Genomic DNA, 15,423 nt, shown 5'->3' with positions numbered 1-15,423 from the left:
TGGCGGCCGCGAATGACGACCGCAACCGAACCCGACCCGCAACGAGCGCGTCGCGTTACTCCTCGTCGTCGCCGGGCGACTCGATTTCGACTTCGACCGCGCCGTCGTCGTCCGCGTCGGTCTCCTCGTCGCTCGCGTCGCCCGTCTCGTCCGCCTCGGCCGCCTCGTCGTCGGCCGCGGCGTCGTCCGTTTCCGCCTCGGGGTCGTGTTCGACGGTGACCGTGGCGTCCTCGTCGTCGGTCGCGTCGTCGCCTGCGCCGGTCTCCTCGTCGGCCGCCGAGTCGCCCTCGGCGGGGTCGTCGGCGAGCGCGATGTCGGTAAAGGAGTCGCCGGACGACGAGCGAAGCCGCGAGACGGCGTAGGCGACGCCCACGAGGAGCAACGCGACGAGGAGCAGCCGACCCCACGAGCGGCCGCCCGAGGTGTCGTCGTCGACGGCTTCCTGTTCCGAGTCGGCGTCGAACTCCTCCAGTTCGACGTCGAATTCGTCTTGCGATTCCTCCACGGACCGGATGAAGTCGATGAGAGACATGTGAACTGTGATGCGGCGAGGCCGCGGTAGGCGTCGTTCGCGGGGAACGAGCCCGTCTCACCGTACGCGCGTCGGGAACATAAGTCGTCCCCCAGAAGGGTTTTAGCCACCCCGGCGACGAACGGAAACCGTGTTCGACAGTTCCCGCTACGAGGTCCGACAGAAGGTGTCCATCAGCAACAAGTACGTCGTCTACGAGGGCGACGACCCCGTCCTCTCGGCGAAGCAAAAGAAGTTCAAACTGAAAGAGGACTTCCGGCTGAACGACCACGACACCGGCGAGGAGCGCTTCCGCGTCAAGGCCGACAGCGTCCTCGACGTGTCGGCGGCCTACGACATCGTCGACAGCCGGACCGACGAGCGCGTCGGCGCGGTCAAACGCGGCGCGTTCTCGTTCGCCAAACACACCTACCAACTGCTCGGCCCCGACGGCTCGGTCGCGGGGCGAATCGTCGAGGACAGCGTCCCGATGGCGGTCGCCAGACGGCTCGTCACGACGCTCATTCCCTTCTCGTACCGCATCGAGGACGCGGCCGGCGAGGAAGTCGGCGCGGTAGACGGGCGGTTCTCGCTCCGGGACAAGTACACCGTCGACGTGGACCGCGAGCGTATCGACCCGCGACTCGCCGTCGTCGGCGCGGTCGTGATAGACGCCATCGAGGAGAACTGACGGACTCCGTGCGAACGCGAGGGAAGCGAAATTGAGGGCGAGAGCGAGGAGTCAGTCCTCGCGTCGGAGTCGCGTGACGACGAAGTCGCGCTCCAGCTCGCCGAGGAACCCGCCGAGTCGCGGCCCCTGTTCGGCGTCGAAGAACAGCCGGTAGCCGGCGGCGAAGAAGTCGCCCATCTCGATGTCGTGGCGGCGCGCCGTCTCGTAGATTTCGCCCTGAATCGCCTCGCCGTCGTGGTTCTTCTCGACGAAGTCGGCCAGTTCGTCAAGCGCGGCCTCGACGGCGGGCTCGAAGTCGAACTCGGGGAGGTCGACCTGCAAGCGGTAGTTGTACTGGTTGTCCATCTTCTCGGCCCAGCGGCGGGCGCGTTCGACCCGGCCGAGCGCCTCCTCGACCACCTCGTCGGGGGTGTCCTCATCGAAGAAGCCCTCGTTGCGGGCCATCTTGACGCGGAGGTTCTCGTCGTCGGTCATGCCGAGGACGGCCGCGAACGTGTACGGGAGTCGAACCCGGTCCTCGCGGACCTCGTCGACGACGAACGGGTAGGCGCGCTCGGCGAAGCGAGTCAGGCTCTCGTCGTCGACCTCGCCGAAGTAGGCGCGCTCGAAGCGGTCGAAGTCGTCCACGAGCTGGTCGAGTCGCGTGAGGTCGAGGTCGCGGGCCTTCCGCGGGTTGAGCGCGAAGAAGTACCGGAGCACCTCGGGTTCGAGCAGGTCGAGCATCTCCGCGACGGTGACGATGTTGCCGGCGGACGACGACAGCGCCTCGCCGTTGAGCGTGAACCACTCGTACACCATCGGCACCGGCGGCTCGATTCCGAGGACGTTCTCGGCGATGTCCTTGCCGGAGGGCCACGAGCCCTCGGCGTGGTCCTTGCCGAACGGCTCGAAGTCGACGCCGAGGACCTGCCACTGGCCGGGCCACTCGAAGCGCCACGGCAGTTTGCCCTCGCGGAACGTCGCGGTCCCCTCGTGGCCGCAGCCGTCGATGGTGTTGTCGCCGACGGTCATGTCGGTACAGACGTAGTCGACGGTTCCCGCGTCGAGGTCGATGTCCGTGACCGTCTCCGTGATTTTACCGCACTCGGCGCAGACGGGGTTGAAGGGAACGTAGTCCTCGTCGACCTTCGACTGGTACTCGCCCAGCACCTCGCGGGCGGTGTCGGCGTGGTCGAGGACGTGTTCGACCACGGGGTCGAAGTCGCCGTTGTCGTACAGTTCGGTGTTGGAAATCATCTCCACCGGGACGCCGAGGCGGTCGGCGTCGGCCTTCAGGAGCGCCGCGAAGTGCGCCGCGTACGACTCGGCCTCGCCGAACGGGTCCGGAATCGACGTGTACGGCTTGCCGAGGTTGCGGCCGAGGGCGCCGGCGTCGACCTCGCCGAGCCCGACGATGTTGCCGTCGGCGTCCGCGAGCTTTCGCGGGAGCTTCCGGAGGGGGTCTTTGTCGTCGCTGGTGAACACCTGCCGGACCTCGTGGCCGCGCTCGCGGAGCACCTCGGCGACGAAGTAGCCGCGCATAATCTCGTTGAAGTTGCCGAGGTGAGCCACGCCCGAGGGGGAGACGCCACCTTTGACGACGACCGGTTCGTCGGGGTCGCGTGCCTCGATTTCGTCGGCGACCTCGTCGGCCCAGAAGCCGTGGTGGGTGGCGTCGGCATCGCCGTCGGTCGCGTCCGCGGCGGAGGCGTCGCCGCGGGAGGGGTCGTCGGTCGTCATCTCAGGGAGCCCAGTAGGTGGGTTCGTCGCCGCCCTCGGGGATGATATCGGTTCCCGTGTGCTCGCCGCGGAGGACGGCGGGCGTGATGCGGTCGGGGTCCGTGCCGTCGAGGACGATGGTGCGCATCTTCGCGCGCTCGATGAGCTTCGCGGCGAGGAGGTCGACCGGGGCGGACGACCCGGCGTTCATCTCGATGTCGCCGATGACGTCGACGAGTTCCGCGGCGGTCATCTCCTCGAACTTCGTCGCGTCGGGGTCGCTGTTCGGGTCGGCGCTGAAGACGCCGTCGACGCTGGTCGCGTAGACGAGCAGGTCGGCGTCGACGTATTCTGCGAGCGCGGCCGCGACGGCGTCGGTGGTCTGGCCGGGCATGACGCCGCCCATCACCGAGATGTCGCCGCGCCGGATGGCGTCGCCGGCGTCCTCGTAGTCGTGGGCGACCTTGGGATCGACCTGCGAGCCGAGCGCCGCGATGAGCAGGCGGGCGTTGATTCTGGTCACGTCGATGCCGATTTGGTCGAGTTGGACCTCGTTCGCGCCGAGGTCACGGGCAGCGCCGATGTAGTCGCGGGCGACGCCGCCGCCGCCGACGACCGCACCGATTTCGCACCCGTCCCGCGCGAGCGTTTCGACGACGGAGGCGTGACCCTCCACGCGTCGAGCGTCGAGGTCCGGCGCGAGCACGCTTCCGCCGATGGAGATGACGACTCTCATTGCACACGGGTATCCGTGACCGCATCTTAAGGGTTATCAACTGCGAGACGCCCGTGTCGGGGGCTTTAAACCACTCTCGCGGCGACTACCGGTATGCGACTCGTCACCGTGGAGACGGTTACGCTCATCGTCGTCGGCTGGGTGCTCGCGCTCGGCGCGATGCTCGTCCGCCACCGCCGCGACGAGGTCGACCGCCGAACCGTCTTCAACTGGGCGCTGGCGGCCTGTTCTTCGGTCGGCTGGGCGCTCTGGCAGTTCGACACGCTGCCCGCGACGGCCGACACGCCCATCGGCGCGGCGGCCCCGTGGCTGGCGACGCTCCTCGGACTCGTCGGCGCGGCCGTCGCCGTCCACCTCTACCGGACCCGCCCGCGCGCCGAGGCGCGGGAATCGGAGCCGACGCCCGAGGCCGACGAGGCCGGCACGGAGCAATCTTAAACCGGCGCGGGCCGTCCTTCGGGTATGCACGTCCTCGGAATCGTCGGCGCGGGCGCGACAACGCTCTGCGACCGACTCGCCGCGCAGTTGGACGGCCGCGTCGCCACCGTGGAATCGCTCCCCGAGAGCGCGACCGAACCGGAGTCGACAGACGGCGTCGCCGCAGCTTACGGGCTCTCGCCGGACGGTAACTGGGTCGGGTCCGGCGACGACCGCGACCTCGATGGACTCCTCGACGACCTCTCGGCCGAGTACGACTACGCGCTCCTCTCGGGGTTCCCCGACGCGCGCGTCCCGACGGTCGCGCTCGCGGGTGTCGACGCGGCGAACGTCGTCGCGGAGGCCGAAACGGCCGACGCCGCGGACGTGGCGTCTCTCGCCGCCGAAATCGACTCTCACGAGCCGCACGTCACGCTCGAAACGCTGGTCGAGCGCGCGAAGGCCGACCCGCTGGAAGTGTACGCCGGCGCGATTGCGACGTTCACCGGGCGGGTGCGCGCGAAGGAGTCCGAAGACGACGACCCGACGCTGAGCCTCGAATTCGAGAAGTACGACGGCGTCGCGGAGTCGAAGATGGACGCGATTTCCGAGGAACTGGAGGCGCGCGACGGCGTCCTCCGCGTCCTCATGCACCACCGGGTGGGCGTCGTCGAAGACGGCGCGGACATCGTGTTCGTCGTCGTCCTCGCGGGGCACCGCCGAGAGGCGTTCCGGACGGTCGAAGACGGCATCGACCGCCTGAAAGACGAGGTGCCGATTTTTAAGAAGGAGACGACCACCGACGAGGAGTTCTGGGTCCACGACCGCTGAGACGGCGCGGATAACTCAGGAGATGCGGATAGTCCCGACGGGGCGAAAATCGAGCGATATTGCGGGTGTTGTTGCCGCAAAATGCGGCGTCAGACGGGCGAAAAGCGGGAGTATTTACCCATATGAAGTCTGACGATATTCTCTGAAAGAATCTCTTAGAACCGGTTCTAAAAAATCTAAGCCGATTTCAAAGATTCCTAAAATGTACCGTTTGCAACGATTCAGGCTGAAAGCGGCCGAACTAATTCTAACGGACCTTCCTTTATAACAGGTACTGGGGCGATAGGTGGAAGTGAGGTGTACCAGATGAGCGCAACAGTACCCCCCTCCACCGACGATAGCTCCAAGGAAGACCGCCTCAAGCAGTACCTGCTCGACCGTGCGAAAGACGGCGAGATGTACTTCAAGAGCAAATTCATCGCCGACGACGTCGGCCTGTCTCCCAAGGAAATCGGCGCCCTGATGGTCAAGCTCCGCGACTCCGCGACGGACCTGTCCATCGAGAAGTGGTCGTACACGAGCGCGACCACGTGGCGCGTCGAGACCGCCTGAGACACGCACTGCCCGCCCCGACCGACGCCAGCGCCAGGACGGCGCGCACCGCCCGGTCCCCGGACGAAAGAACCCGACCCCGCGACAGCCACCGATAGCCCCTAATGGCCCCGTGACAGCCCCGCCAAGCGCGCTCGGAAACCGAACCGAGACGCGACTCAACAGCCCTCGCGATTCGTGACCCCGGCGAATTGACGCCCCTCCCCAGGGCGCAGCGACCCGAACTCACGACGCGACTCCGGAACGCCCTCCCCCCCGCACGCACCCGTCGACGACCGCCCGACCCGCGAACTAACCCGACCCGCGAACCAACCCCGCATTTTCACTTTCGCGTTCCGCTTCGACGCACACCACACGGCCGGAGCGACAGCCCTCTCGCGCCGTCGTCGCCCGGTCGGGTCAGGTCTCCGTCACGGGATTTATGCACGTCGCCCGCCTACTGCACGCCGATGGAACAGTCCGAATCGGCGGACGGACCGCCGGTGGAGGCACTTCGCGCCGTCTTCGACGTTCACGAGGTGCGGTCAGACGGTCGCCGACGTATCTACTACGGCGAGTCGCTCGTCCCCGAGCAGATGCTCGTCCGCGAAATCTGGTCGGCGTTCCGGGGAGCCGGCTACGACGTGGAAGCGCAGGTGTCCGGGCTCGGAGAGACCGACGTGGTCATCGTCGAACCGGCCTCGCAAGGCGTCGAGGAAATCCCGTGGAAGAACATCACGCTGTTCGCGCTGACGATTCTCTCGACGCTGTTCGTCGGCGCGTACGCGTGGTACTACATCCCCCTGTCGGACATCGCCGCGAACCCGCTGGTGTTGCTTCAGGCGTGGCCCTTCACCGCCGCCGTCCTCGGCGTTCTCTCGGTCCACGAGCTCGGCCACTACGCGGTCGGCCGATACCACGGCGTCAACGTCTCGCTGCCCTACCTCATCCCGTTTATCTTCCCGTTCGGCACGCTCGGTGCCATCATCCGCATGCGCGGCCAGATGCCCGACCGGAAGACGCTGTTCGACATCGGCGTCGCCGGCCCGCTCGCCGGGCTCTGTGCGACTGTCGTCGTCACCGTCATCGGCCTCTCGCTCGAACCGATGACCGTCCCGAGCGAGGTCCTCGGCCGGTCCGGAGACATGATCGTCTTCAACAACCCACCGCTCCTCGACGCCATCGCGACCGTACTCAATCGACCGACAGAGTACGCCGACCCCCGGACCGTCGTCCACCCCGTCGTCATCGGCGGCTGGGTCGGGATGTTCTTCACCGTCCTCAACCTGCTCCCGGTCGGCCAACTCGACGGCGGCCACATGGTCCGGGCGATGCTCGGGGAGCGCCAAGAATCGCTCGCGGCGGCCGTCCCGCTTGTCCTGTTCAGTATCGCGGGGTATCTCCACTACATCCGTGGGCTCGGTCTCAACCAGTCCGTCGGCCTGTGGTTCTTCTGGGGGCTGATGTCGACGTTCATCGCCTACAACGGCCCGGCGAAGCCGATAGACGAGACGCCGCTCGGCCCTGCGCGGATGGTCGTGGGCCTCGTTACGTTCGCCCTCGGCGCGGCGTGTTTCCTCCTCGTGCCGATTCAGGTCATTCCGGGATAAGGCGGCGCGCGGACTCGACACCGCCGCGAAAACAGGATTCTACTCACCGCCGCCGTGGGTGTAACCGCGGTCCGGTACGGCCTCGCCGTCGGCGACGACGGCCGCGTCTGCGGATTCTTCGACGGCTTTTCCGACCACCGTGAGCGGCACGTCCGCCACGTCGCGGGCGGCGTCAAGCGCCGACTCGGGGAGCGTGAACACGAGTTCGAAGTCCTCGCCGAAGAACGCCGCGAGGTCGCGTCTGTCGTCGGCGTCGGCCGCGACCTCCTCGACCGCGTCGTGGACGGGGAGCGCGTCGAAGTCGAGTTCGAAGCCGCAGTCGCCGGCCTCCGCGAGCTGGTGGGCCGAGCGGGCGAGGCCGTCGCTGGAGTCCATCATCGACGTGGCCGACCCGCGGAGGGCGACGCCGGCGGCGACGCGGGGCGTGAACCGGAACAGATCGTTCGCGCGGTCGGTTTCGCTCGCCTCGAACAGGCGGACGGCGGCGGCCGACCGGCCGAGTTCGCCCGTGACGCAGAGCAGGTCGCCCGACTCCGCGCCAGAGCGACGAACCGGGTCGTCGGTGCGGCCGATGGCCGTCGTCGCCGTCGTGAACTCCCGATGGGTGTCGAGGTCGCCGCCGACGTACGACGCGTCAACCGCCTCGCAGACGTCCCGCGCGCCCCGGACGAAATCCCCGAGTTCAGTCTCGTCGAGTTCGACGGCGGCGTAGGCGGCGACGGCGCAGGTGGCGCTCGCGCCCATCGCGGCCACGTCCGACAGCGACGCGCCGACGGCCCGCCAGCCGGCGGTGTAGCGGGTCGTCCCCGCGGGGAAGTCCGTCGTCTCGTGGAGCATGTCGGTCGTGACGACGAGGTCGTCGACGACGGCGGCGTCGTCGCCGGCGTCCGGCAGGTCCGCGGCGAGCAGTCTGAGGGCGGCACGCTCGTCCATATGGGGACGTGTCGGGCGGAGCGGAAATGTCCATCTATCCGAAAGTGAGCGGCGGTGTCGCCGACCGGGGGAACGCGACCGAATCCGCGACGGCGGCGACGCGGGACCTGTTTCTCGGCCGTCGAATCCGGTGACTTAATGTCCGTCGTAGACACATCCCCAGCAAATGGCCCGCGAGAACCTCCACGCGACGGTGCTCGGTTTCGCAGCGGCAGTCGTCGTCTTCGCCGTCCTGTTCTACTTCGCGGGCGTGGACGAACTCGTCGACCGGGTGACGATGGCCGAGCCGACCTACCTGATCGCCATCCTCGCCATCACGCTCGTCTGGCTCGTCGCGTGGGGCGCGTCGCTGAAGACCGTCCTCGGCGTGCTCGGCGTGAACGTCTCGACAGCCCGCTCGTTTCTCATCTTCACGGGCGCGACGTTCTCGAACAACATCACCCCGTTCGGACAGGCGGGCGGCGAGCCCGTGACGGCGCTTCTCATCTCCCGGAGCACCGACACCGAGTACGAGACCGGGCTGGCGGCCATCGCCAGCGTCGACACCATCAACTTCGTCCCCTCGATCACCATCGCGCTCATCGGCGCGGGCTACTACGCCACCGAAGTGACGCTCGGCCGCAACCTCGAAATCGCGCTCGTCGCCGTCATCGCCCTCGCCGTCGGCGTTCCGGCGGCCGTCTACACCGCGTGGAAGCGCCGCTACGGCCTCGAACGCCGGCTCATCGGTGCCCTGACGCCGTTCATCCGAACCATCGCGCGATACGTCCCGCGGGTGTCGGTGCCCACGAACGACGGCATCGAGCGCCGCATCAACGGCTTCTTCCGCTCTATCGAACGCGTCGGCCGAAACCCGCGGGGGCTGGCGGTCGCGCTCGGCCTGTCGGGGTTCGGCTGGTTCTGCCAGATGGTCGCGCTCTGGGTGGCGTTTCACGCCATCGGCGCGCCCATCGCCTTCTCCATCGCGCTGTTCGTCGTCCCTATTGGGGCGATAGCCGGTGTGACGCCGCTCCCCGGCGGCGCGGGCGGCATCGAGTGGACGCTCGCCATCCTCGTCGCCGCCGCGAGCTCCGCCGTCTCGTTCGACGTGGCGACCGCCGGCATCGTCGTCTTCCGGGGGTTCGTCTACTGGGTGCCCGTCGTCCTCGGCGGCCTCGTGATGAGCACGGAGAGCGCGCGCGGGTGGCGGTCCTGACGGCGCGATACGGGCTGTCACCCCGGCGCACGCCGGTCGGGGCGCAGGAGCCTCCAACCGCCCGTATCGGGCGAATACGATGCCTTTAAACGCCGCGATTATGAACCAATAGCCATGGTAACCATCTATGACGTCCCGGCGGACGCCCTCATCGAGGAGGTCGCCGGACGACTCGAGGACCGTATCGAGCAACCCGACTGGATGGCCTTCGCGAAGAGCGGCCAGACCCGCGAGCTGCCGCCCCAGCAGGACGACTTCTGGTACGTCCGCGGCGCGAGCCTGCTCCGCAAGGTCGCCATGAACGGCCCCGTCGGCGTCGACCGTCTCTCGACCGAGTACGGCGGCCTCAAGCGCGGCTCCAACCGATACAGCGTCTCCGGTGCGCACAGCGACGCCGGCAGCAAGAACATCATCCGCACGCTCCTCCAGCAGCTCGAAGAGGAGGGCCTCGTCGAGACCGCCAAGGGCGAGGGTCGCCGCATCACCGCCGAGGGGACGAGCTTCCTCGACAACGCCGCGTCCGACGTGCTCTCCGACCTCGACCGTCCGGAACTCGAACGCTACGCGTAGAGCCGCCGACACACACCGAGAGTTCTTCTTCGACGGCGGATTCCCCGAGAGCCGTCTGTATGCGGGTCCGTAATGGTTTTCAGACATCGGACCGTGCGCTAGGGTATGAGTGGCAGTCCCGACGATGAGCGACTGGAGGAGCTTCGAAAGAAGAAGATGCAGGAACTCCAAGAACAGCGGGGCGGCGGCGGACAGGGCTCCGCGGAGCAACAGCAGGCCGAGGAGGCCCAACAGCGCGCCGAACAGCAGAAACAGGCGCTTCTCAAACAGCATCTGACCGACGAGGCCCGCCAGCGCCTCAACGCCGTGCAGATGTCCAAGCCGGACTTCGCGGAGCAGGTCGAACGCCAAATCGTCGCCCTCGCCCAGAGCGGGCGCATTCAGGGCCGCATCGACGACGACAAGATGAAGGCGCTCCTGAAGGAGCTGCAGCCCGAGTCGAAGAGCTTCAACATCCGCCGCCGGTAAGACGTGGAACTCGCGCTCCTCTACAGCGGCGGCAAGGACTCCTCGCTCGCCGCGCTGCTTCTCGACACCTTCTACGACGTGACGCTCGTGACCGCCCACTTCGGGGTCACGAAAGACTGGACTCACGCCCGCGACGCGGCGGCCGAACTCGGCTACGCCTTCGAGACGCTGGAGCTCGACCGCGAGGTCGCGGCGGCGGCGACCGCCCGGATGGTCGAAGACGGCTACCCCCGCGGCGGCATCCAACACGTCCACGAACACGCGCTCGAAGCGGTCTGCGGCCTCGACTTCGACGCCGTCGCCGACGGCACCCGCCGCGACGACCGCGTCCCCTCGATTTCGCGGGCGCAGGCCCAGAGCCTCGAAGACCGCCACGGCGTCGACTACCTCTCGCCGCTTTCGGGGTTCGGTCGCGGCGCGGTCGACCGCCTCGTCGAGTCGCATCTCGACGTGGAGACCGGCCCGTCCGAGGAGATTCCGAAGGCCGACTACGAGGGCGAACTCCGCCACCTCATCGCCGCCGAACACGGGCAGGCGGCGGTCGACGAGGTGTTCCCGGACCACGTCCAGAGCTACGTCCACGGCCGGCGCTGAGGGCGGCCCCCGCGTTCTGACGCCGTCCCGGCCACCCGCTCCCCCGGCGCGCCCCCGGTTCGTACCGCGTCGTTTTTCACGCCGCCGCGCGCCGGGTGAGGCATGGACCCCGGCATCGCCTACTCCGTTCTCGCCGCGTTCGTCTGGGGCGTCTACATCTTCGCCCTGAAGCGGTACTTCCCGGGCTACTCCGGGGCGGTTCTCACGGTCGTCGTCAACGCCTTCGCCGTCCTCCTGTACCTCCCGGTCACGGCGGTGACGTACGACCCCGCGGCAGTCCCCTCGCTGGCCGAACTCGGCGCGACGGGCGTCGGAATCGTCGCCGGTACGGCCGCTCTCGTCGGCGTCGCGCTCATCCTGTTCGTCGACGCCCTCGAAGCCGGCGACGTGTCCTACGTCGCGCCCATCAACAAGCTCGTCCCGGTGTTCGTCCTCCCCATCGAGATTCTGTTTCTGAACCAGTTCCTGACGGGTGTTCAGGTCCTCGGCGTCGCGGTCGCCACCGTCGCCGTCTACGTCGCGAACTACGAGGGCGGGGCGTTCCTCGACCCGCTCAGACGCGCCGTCCGGTCGCGGCCCGCCCAACTCGCGCTCGCCAGCGCGGCCTGTTACGCCGTCAGCGACGTGGGCAAACGCGTCGCCCTACAAGAACTCGGCATCCCGACGAGCGTGTTCGTCCCGGTGCTTTTCGTCGGCTCGGCACTCGCCGTCCTCCCCGTCGCAGTGCGGGAGTGGCCGGGCGTCCGCGGCGACCTCCCGAAGTTCGCCGCGGCGGGCGCGCTCGTCGCCGTCGGCGAACACGTCACCTCGACGGCCTTCGGGCTGGTGCCGGCGAGCGTCGCCTCGCCCATCGTCAACACGCAGGCCATCGTCGCCGTCGTCCTCGGCGGGGTCGTCCTCCGAGAGGCGCGGTTCGGCACGCGCCTCGTCGCCGCCGTCCTCGCGGTCGCCGGCGTCTCGCTCATCGCCCTCGGCGACGCGGCGGCGCTCCGCGCCCTCGTCGGGTAGTCGCCGTCGCCCCGAACAACAGGTTTCAAGCGCGACCTGCGCCAACCAACGCCCATGTACGACCGACTCAAGGGATTTCGTGACTTCTACCCCGGCGAGATGTCGGCCCGGCGCGAGGTCGTCGACACCGTCGAGACCGCCGCCGCCCGCTACGGCTTCCGCGAAATCGGGACGCCCCACCTCGAACGGACCCAGATGTACGTCGACAAGTCCGGCGAGGAAATCGTCGAGGAGCTGTACGCCTTCGAGGACAAAGGCGGCCGCGAGGTGGCGCTCACGCCGGAGCTGACGCCGACGGTCGCCCGGATGGTCGTCGCCAAACAGCAGGCGCTGTCGAAGCCCATCAAGTGGGTCTCGACCCGGCCCTTCTGGCGCTACGAGCAGGTCCAGCAGGGTCGCTTCCGCGAGTTCTACCAGACCAACGCCGACATCTTCGGCTCCTCGGAGCCGGAGGCCGACGCCGAGATTCTGGCCTTCTGCGCCGACGCGCTGACCGACCTCGGCCTCACGGCCGACGACTTCGAGTTCCGCGTCTCCCACCGCGACATCCTCGGGGGCCTGCTCCGGTCGTTCGACGTCGACGTGGACGTCGCCGACGCGGTCCGCGCCGTCGACAAGTCCGAGAAGGTCGAGCGCGCGGAGTACCTCGGCCTCCTCTCCGACGCCGGCCTCTCGTACGACCAGGCCGACGAGTTCGCCGACCTCATCGAGCGCGGCGACCTCGACGAAATCGCGGCGTTCGGCGGCGACGACGTCGAAGCCGCGGTCGAGAACCTCCGGAACGTCCTCGCCGCCGCCGACGACTTCGGCGCGGGCGAGTTCTGCGAGGTGTCGCTTTCGACCGCCCGCGGGCTGGACTACTACACCGGCGTCGTCTTCGAGTGCTTCGACTCCACGGGCGACGTGTCGCGGGCGACGTTCGGCGGCGGCCGCTACGACGACCTCATCGAGTCGTTCGGCGGCCAGTCCACCCCCGCCGTCGGCGTCGGCATCGGCGGCGCGACGCTCCAACTGCTCTGCCAGCGCGCCGGCGTCTGGCCCGACGAAGAGCTGGCGACCGACTACTACCTCCTCACCGTCGGTGACACCCGCGGCGTCGCCTCCGACATCGCCCGCGACCTCCGCGCGGCGGGCAACGTCGTCGAGGTCGACGTGTCCGACCGGAGCTTCGGCGCGCAGATGTCCTACGCCGACTCCGTCAACGCCGACACGGTCGTCATCGTCGGCGAGCGCGACCTCGAAAACGGCGAGGTGACGGTCAAGGACATGGCCAGCGGCGACCAGACGACCGTCCCCGTCGACGACTTCCCCGGTGACCGCGACGCGCCGACCTACGAGGACCACGAGTAGGCCGCCTCGCGGGTCGCGCCGGCAACGCCGACTGTGCCGCCGCCCCCCATCGCCGCCGCGATTCCCGCGCCCCGATACCGGCGCGCGCCCTTTTGTTTCCGCCCGTCGTACGGGCGAGCGACATGTACGACAGGATTCTCGTCCCGGTGGACGGGAGCGGCCCCGCCGACGAGGCGCTCGACCGCGCGCTCGACCTCGCGGCGGCGACGGACGCGACGCTGTACGCCCTCTACGTCGTCGACGAGCGCGCCCTCCACGCGACACAACTCGACGCCGGCGGCCTCGTCCGCGCCTACGAGGCGGAAGGCGAGCGCATTGTCTCCGAGGCCGTCGAGGCGGCCGAGGCTGACGGCACCGAGGTCGTCACGGCCGTCGAACACGGCTCGCCGCACCGGGCAATTCTCCGGTACGCCGAGGAGGTCGACGCCGACCTCATCGTGATGGGCACCCACGGCCGCCGCAGCATCGAGCGCTACCTGCTCGGGAGCGTCACCGAGCGCGTGCTCCGACTGGTCGACGTGCCGGTGCTCTCCGTCCGAAGCGAGGACTCGCCGGTCGAACGCGAGTGAGCGATGCGGTCGGGCGGGGCGCGACGGCGCGGGTGGCGTCGGTTAAGTAGTCCGCCGAGCAAGCACCCGTCATGCGCGCCTTCCGCGTCGCCTACGACGGACGCCCGTACCACGGGTTCCAGCGACAGCCGGACGTGCCCACCGTCGAGGACGCCATTTTCGACGCCTGCCGCGCGCTCGGCGTCTGCGACGACGACGAGGAGCCGACCGACTACGCCGCCGCCGGGCGGACCGACGCCGGCGTCTCCGCGCTCGCCCAGACCGTCGCATTCGAGTGTCCCGACTGGTGTACGCCGCGGGCGCTGAACTCGGAGCTACCGGGGACGGTCCGAGCGTGGGCCGACGCCGACGCCCCCGACGACTTCCACGCCCGGCACTGGCCGACCCGCCGCGAGTACGTTTACGACCTCCACGCGCCGACGGAGGGGTTCGACGACGACCGGGCGAAAGCCGCCTTCGACGCCTGCCGCGGCGACCACGACTTCCGCAACCTCACGCCCGACGACCACGGAACGGTCCGCGCCATCGACGGCGGCCTGACCCGCGACGGCGACTTCCTCCTCGTGCGCGTCGAGGCCGGCGGCTTCGCCCGCGAACTCGTCCGCCGACTCGTCTCGCTCGTCCGCGCCGTCGGGTCGGACGCGGCCCCACTTTCGAAGGTGGACGATGCGCTCGGTCCCGACCACCTCGACGGCCCCGAGGGCATCGCACCCGCGCCGCCGACGCCCCTGCTTCTCACGGCGGTCGACTACCCGGAAGTCGAGTTCGACGTGGACGCGATGGCCGCCGAGAGCGCCGCGGCGGCGTTCGAAGAGCGGGCGCTGGCGGACCGTATCGGCTGGCGCGTCGGCTCGCGCATCCGCGAGGGAGTCGAGCGGGCGGGCGATGCCAGACGCGTCGGCGACGGCGAAGACCGCGGTTGACCGACGCGTGAGGGGTCAATAGCCCTCCGGAGCGGTTGGGGTCGCACATAGCAACGTTATCGTCGGTCGAGGCCGAACGATTCGACCATGTGCTACGACGCTGTCATCTTCGACAACGACGGCGTGCTGACGAAGCCGACGCTGCTCGAAGTCCAGCGGGAGGCGGTCAGGCGGGCGTTCGACGAGTTCGACGTGGAGCCGACGACCGAGACGGTCGACGGCGTCATCAACGGCGGCCTCACACGCCTGCGCCGCATCTGCGCGGTCCACGACGTGCCGGTCGACGACTTTTGGTCGCACCACGAGACCCACGCCGCGGCGACCCAGCGGGCGTGTCTGGAAAACGGGACGAAACCGCTGTACGACGACGTGGCCGCCCTCGACGACATCGACCACCCGCTGGCGGTCGTGAGCAACAACCAGCACGCGACCATCGAGCACATTCTGGACGTGTTCGACATCGGTGACCGCTTCGAGGTGGCCTACGGCCGCGACCCGACCGTCGAGGGCGCGCGGGTGAAGAAGCCGGACCCGCACTACATCGAGCGCGCCATGGGCGAACTCGGCGTCGATTCGGCGCTCTACGTCGGTGACAGCAACGTCGACGTGGTCGCGGCCGACCGCGCCGGCATCGACTCGGCGTTCATCCGCCGACCGCACCGCGATGGCTACCAGTTGGCCGCCGAGCCGACCTACGAACTCGACTCGCTCGACGAACTGCTCGCGGTGTGCTGACGCGCGGGAGAACCCCCGCGACTCCCGCGACCCCGCGACCTTCACCGCGGGTC

General features: G+C 68.8%; 18 protein-coding genes. 14 read left to right on the top strand and 4 right to left on the bottom strand.

Features of this window, described 5'->3' with window-relative positions:
* Window positions 1-55: 55 nt before the first annotated feature.
* Window positions 56-532 (bottom strand): hypothetical protein, encoded by a 477-nt coding sequence (locus tag HVO_RS13670; protein ID WP_004041751.1) that lies wholly within the window; start codon window positions 530-532, stop codon window positions 56-58.
* Between the two features lie 130 nt (window positions 533-662).
* On the opposite strand from HVO_RS13670, the gene HVO_RS13665 reads away from it, so the two are divergent.
* Window positions 663-1,202 carry an LURP-one-related/scramblase family protein gene (locus tag HVO_RS13665; protein WP_004041750.1) on the top strand — a complete coding sequence of 180 codons (540 nt, stop codon included), beginning with the start codon at window positions 663-665 and terminating at the stop codon, window positions 1,200-1,202.
* Window positions 1,203-1,253: 51 nt separating this feature from the next.
* Here the strand turns inward: HVO_RS13665 and lysS are convergent, their stop codons facing one another.
* Complete coding sequence (gene lysS, locus HVO_RS13660; protein ID WP_004041749.1) at window positions 1,254-2,921, bottom strand: lysine--tRNA ligase; 1,668 nt, start codon at window positions 2,919-2,921, stop codon at window positions 1,254-1,256.
* A 1-nt stretch (window position 2,922) separates the two neighbouring features.
* The gene (gene pyrH, locus HVO_RS13655) at window positions 2,923-3,636 is read right to left on the bottom strand and encodes a UMP kinase (protein WP_004041748.1); all 714 of its coding nucleotides are present in this window, start codon (window positions 3,634-3,636) and stop codon (window positions 2,923-2,925) included.
* A gap of 93 nt (window positions 3,637-3,729) precedes the next feature.
* Between pyrH and HVO_RS13650 the strand changes: the two genes are divergently transcribed.
* From HVO_RS13650 to HVO_RS13635, 4 genes are all read left to right on the top strand, one after another.
* Window positions 3,730-4,074 carry a hypothetical protein gene (locus HVO_RS13650; protein ID WP_004041747.1) on the top strand — a complete coding sequence of 115 codons (345 nt, stop codon included), beginning with the start codon at window positions 3,730-3,732 and terminating at the stop codon, window positions 4,072-4,074.
* Between the two features lie 24 nt (window positions 4,075-4,098).
* Window positions 4,099-4,884, top strand: a complete 786-nt coding sequence (locus tag HVO_RS13645) for a molybdopterin synthase (protein ID WP_004041746.1) — start codon at window positions 4,099-4,101, stop codon at window positions 4,882-4,884.
* 306 nt (window positions 4,885-5,190) lie between these two features.
* On the top strand, window positions 5,191-5,436 hold the full coding sequence (locus HVO_RS13640) for a DUF7123 family protein (RefSeq protein ID WP_013035508.1): 246 nt from the start codon (window positions 5,191-5,193) through the stop codon (window positions 5,434-5,436).
* A gap of 449 nt (window positions 5,437-5,885) precedes the next feature.
* On the top strand, window positions 5,886-7,025 hold the full coding sequence (locus HVO_RS13635; RefSeq protein ID WP_004041744.1) for a site-2 protease family protein: 1,140 nt from the start codon (window positions 5,886-5,888) through the stop codon (window positions 7,023-7,025).
* A gap of 39 nt (window positions 7,026-7,064) precedes the next feature.
* On the opposite strand, the gene thiL is transcribed toward HVO_RS13635, so the two are convergent.
* Window positions 7,065-7,958 carry a thiamine-phosphate kinase gene (gene thiL / locus HVO_RS13630; protein ID WP_004041743.1) on the bottom strand — a complete coding sequence of 298 codons (894 nt, stop codon included), beginning with the start codon at window positions 7,956-7,958 and terminating at the stop codon, window positions 7,065-7,067.
* A gap of 166 nt (window positions 7,959-8,124) precedes the next feature.
* Between thiL and HVO_RS13625 the strand changes: the two genes are divergently transcribed.
* The 9 genes from HVO_RS13625 (at window position 8,125) to HVO_RS13585 (ending at window position 15,370) form a co-directional block, all read left to right on the top strand.
* Window positions 8,125-9,153, top strand: coding sequence for a lysylphosphatidylglycerol synthase transmembrane domain-containing protein (locus tag HVO_RS13625; RefSeq protein WP_004041741.1), 1,029 nt, complete (start codon window positions 8,125-8,127; stop codon window positions 9,151-9,153).
* A gap of 114 nt (window positions 9,154-9,267) precedes the next feature.
* Window positions 9,268-9,723: a 30S ribosomal protein S19e gene (locus HVO_RS13620; protein ID WP_004041740.1), complete on the top strand. Its 456-nt coding sequence runs from the start codon at window positions 9,268-9,270 to the stop codon at window positions 9,721-9,723.
* A gap of 105 nt (window positions 9,724-9,828) precedes the next feature.
* Entirely contained in the window at window positions 9,829-10,191 is a 363-nt protein-coding gene (locus tag HVO_RS13615; RefSeq protein ID WP_004041739.1) for a DNA-binding protein, read from the top strand.
* Window positions 10,192-10,194: 3 nt separating this feature from the next.
* Window positions 10,195-10,785 carry an alpha hydrolase gene (locus HVO_RS13610; RefSeq protein WP_004041738.1) on the top strand — a complete coding sequence of 197 codons (591 nt, stop codon included), beginning with the start codon at window positions 10,195-10,197 and terminating at the stop codon, window positions 10,783-10,785.
* Between the two features lie 102 nt (window positions 10,786-10,887).
* Window positions 10,888-11,793, top strand: a complete 906-nt coding sequence (locus HVO_RS13605; protein WP_004041737.1) for an EamA family transporter — start codon at window positions 10,888-10,890, stop codon at window positions 11,791-11,793.
* A 54-nt stretch (window positions 11,794-11,847) separates the two neighbouring features.
* Complete coding sequence (hisS, locus tag HVO_RS13600; protein ID WP_004041736.1) at window positions 11,848-13,143, top strand: histidine--tRNA ligase; 1,296 nt, start codon at window positions 11,848-11,850, stop codon at window positions 13,141-13,143.
* Window positions 13,144-13,265: 122 nt separating this feature from the next.
* The gene (locus HVO_RS13595) at window positions 13,266-13,712 is read left to right on the top strand and encodes a universal stress protein (RefSeq protein ID WP_004041735.1); all 447 of its coding nucleotides are present in this window, start codon (window positions 13,266-13,268) and stop codon (window positions 13,710-13,712) included.
* Between the two features lie 71 nt (window positions 13,713-13,783).
* Window positions 13,784-14,635, top strand: a complete 852-nt coding sequence (truA, locus tag HVO_RS13590) for a tRNA pseudouridine(38-40) synthase TruA (RefSeq protein ID WP_013035360.1) — start codon at window positions 13,784-13,786, stop codon at window positions 14,633-14,635.
* 87 nt (window positions 14,636-14,722) lie between these two features.
* Entirely contained in the window at window positions 14,723-15,370 is a 648-nt protein-coding gene (locus HVO_RS13585) for an HAD family hydrolase (RefSeq protein ID WP_004041733.1), read from the top strand.
* The last annotated feature ends 53 nt before the right edge of the window (window positions 15,371-15,423 follow it).

The sequence above is a fragment of the Haloferax volcanii DS2 genome, assembly GCF_000025685.1.
Lineage (GTDB): Archaea > Halobacteriota > Halobacteria > Halobacteriales > Haloferacaceae > Haloferax > Haloferax volcanii.
Note: the sequence above shows the minus strand (reverse complement) of the source record. Positions and strands in the feature narration are given on the sequence as shown.

Excerpts from the sequence above, each read along its gene's own strand:
- HVO_RS13640 (WP_013035508.1), top strand. The coding sequence starts at position 5,191 with ATGAGCGCAACAGTACCCCCCTCCACCGACGATAGCTCCAAGGAAGAC.
- lysS (WP_004041749.1), bottom strand. The coding sequence starts at position 2,921 with ATGACGACCGACGACCCCTCCCGCGGCGACGCCTCCGCCGCGGACGCG.
- HVO_RS13635 (WP_004041744.1), top strand. The coding sequence starts at position 5,886 with ATGGAACAGTCCGAATCGGCGGACGGACCGCCGGTGGAGGCACTTCGC.
- HVO_RS13615 (WP_004041739.1), top strand. The coding sequence starts at position 9,829 with ATGAGTGGCAGTCCCGACGATGAGCGACTGGAGGAGCTTCGAAAGAAG.
- HVO_RS13625 (WP_004041741.1), top strand. The coding sequence starts at position 8,125 with ATGGCCCGCGAGAACCTCCACGCGACGGTGCTCGGTTTCGCAGCGGCA.
- pyrH (WP_004041748.1), bottom strand. The coding sequence starts at position 3,636 with ATGAGAGTCGTCATCTCCATCGGCGGAAGCGTGCTCGCGCCGGACCTC.
- HVO_RS13620 (WP_004041740.1), top strand. The coding sequence starts at position 9,268 with ATGGTAACCATCTATGACGTCCCGGCGGACGCCCTCATCGAGGAGGTC.
- truA (WP_013035360.1), top strand. The coding sequence starts at position 13,784 with ATGCGCGCCTTCCGCGTCGCCTACGACGGACGCCCGTACCACGGGTTC.
- HVO_RS13670 (WP_004041751.1), bottom strand. The coding sequence starts at position 532 with ATGTCTCTCATCGACTTCATCCGGTCCGTGGAGGAATCGCAAGACGAA.
- thiL (WP_004041743.1), bottom strand. The coding sequence starts at position 7,958 with ATGGACGAGCGTGCCGCCCTCAGACTGCTCGCCGCGGACCTGCCGGAC.
- HVO_RS13605 (WP_004041737.1), top strand. The coding sequence starts at position 10,888 with ATGGACCCCGGCATCGCCTACTCCGTTCTCGCCGCGTTCGTCTGGGGC.
- HVO_RS13585 (WP_004041733.1), top strand. The coding sequence starts at position 14,723 with ATGTGCTACGACGCTGTCATCTTCGACAACGACGGCGTGCTGACGAAG.
- HVO_RS13645 (WP_004041746.1), top strand. The coding sequence starts at position 4,099 with ATGCACGTCCTCGGAATCGTCGGCGCGGGCGCGACAACGCTCTGCGAC.
- hisS (WP_004041736.1), top strand. The coding sequence starts at position 11,848 with ATGTACGACCGACTCAAGGGATTTCGTGACTTCTACCCCGGCGAGATG.
- HVO_RS13595 (WP_004041735.1), top strand. The coding sequence starts at position 13,266 with ATGTACGACAGGATTCTCGTCCCGGTGGACGGGAGCGGCCCCGCCGAC.
- HVO_RS13650 (WP_004041747.1), top strand. The coding sequence starts at position 3,730 with ATGCGACTCGTCACCGTGGAGACGGTTACGCTCATCGTCGTCGGCTGG.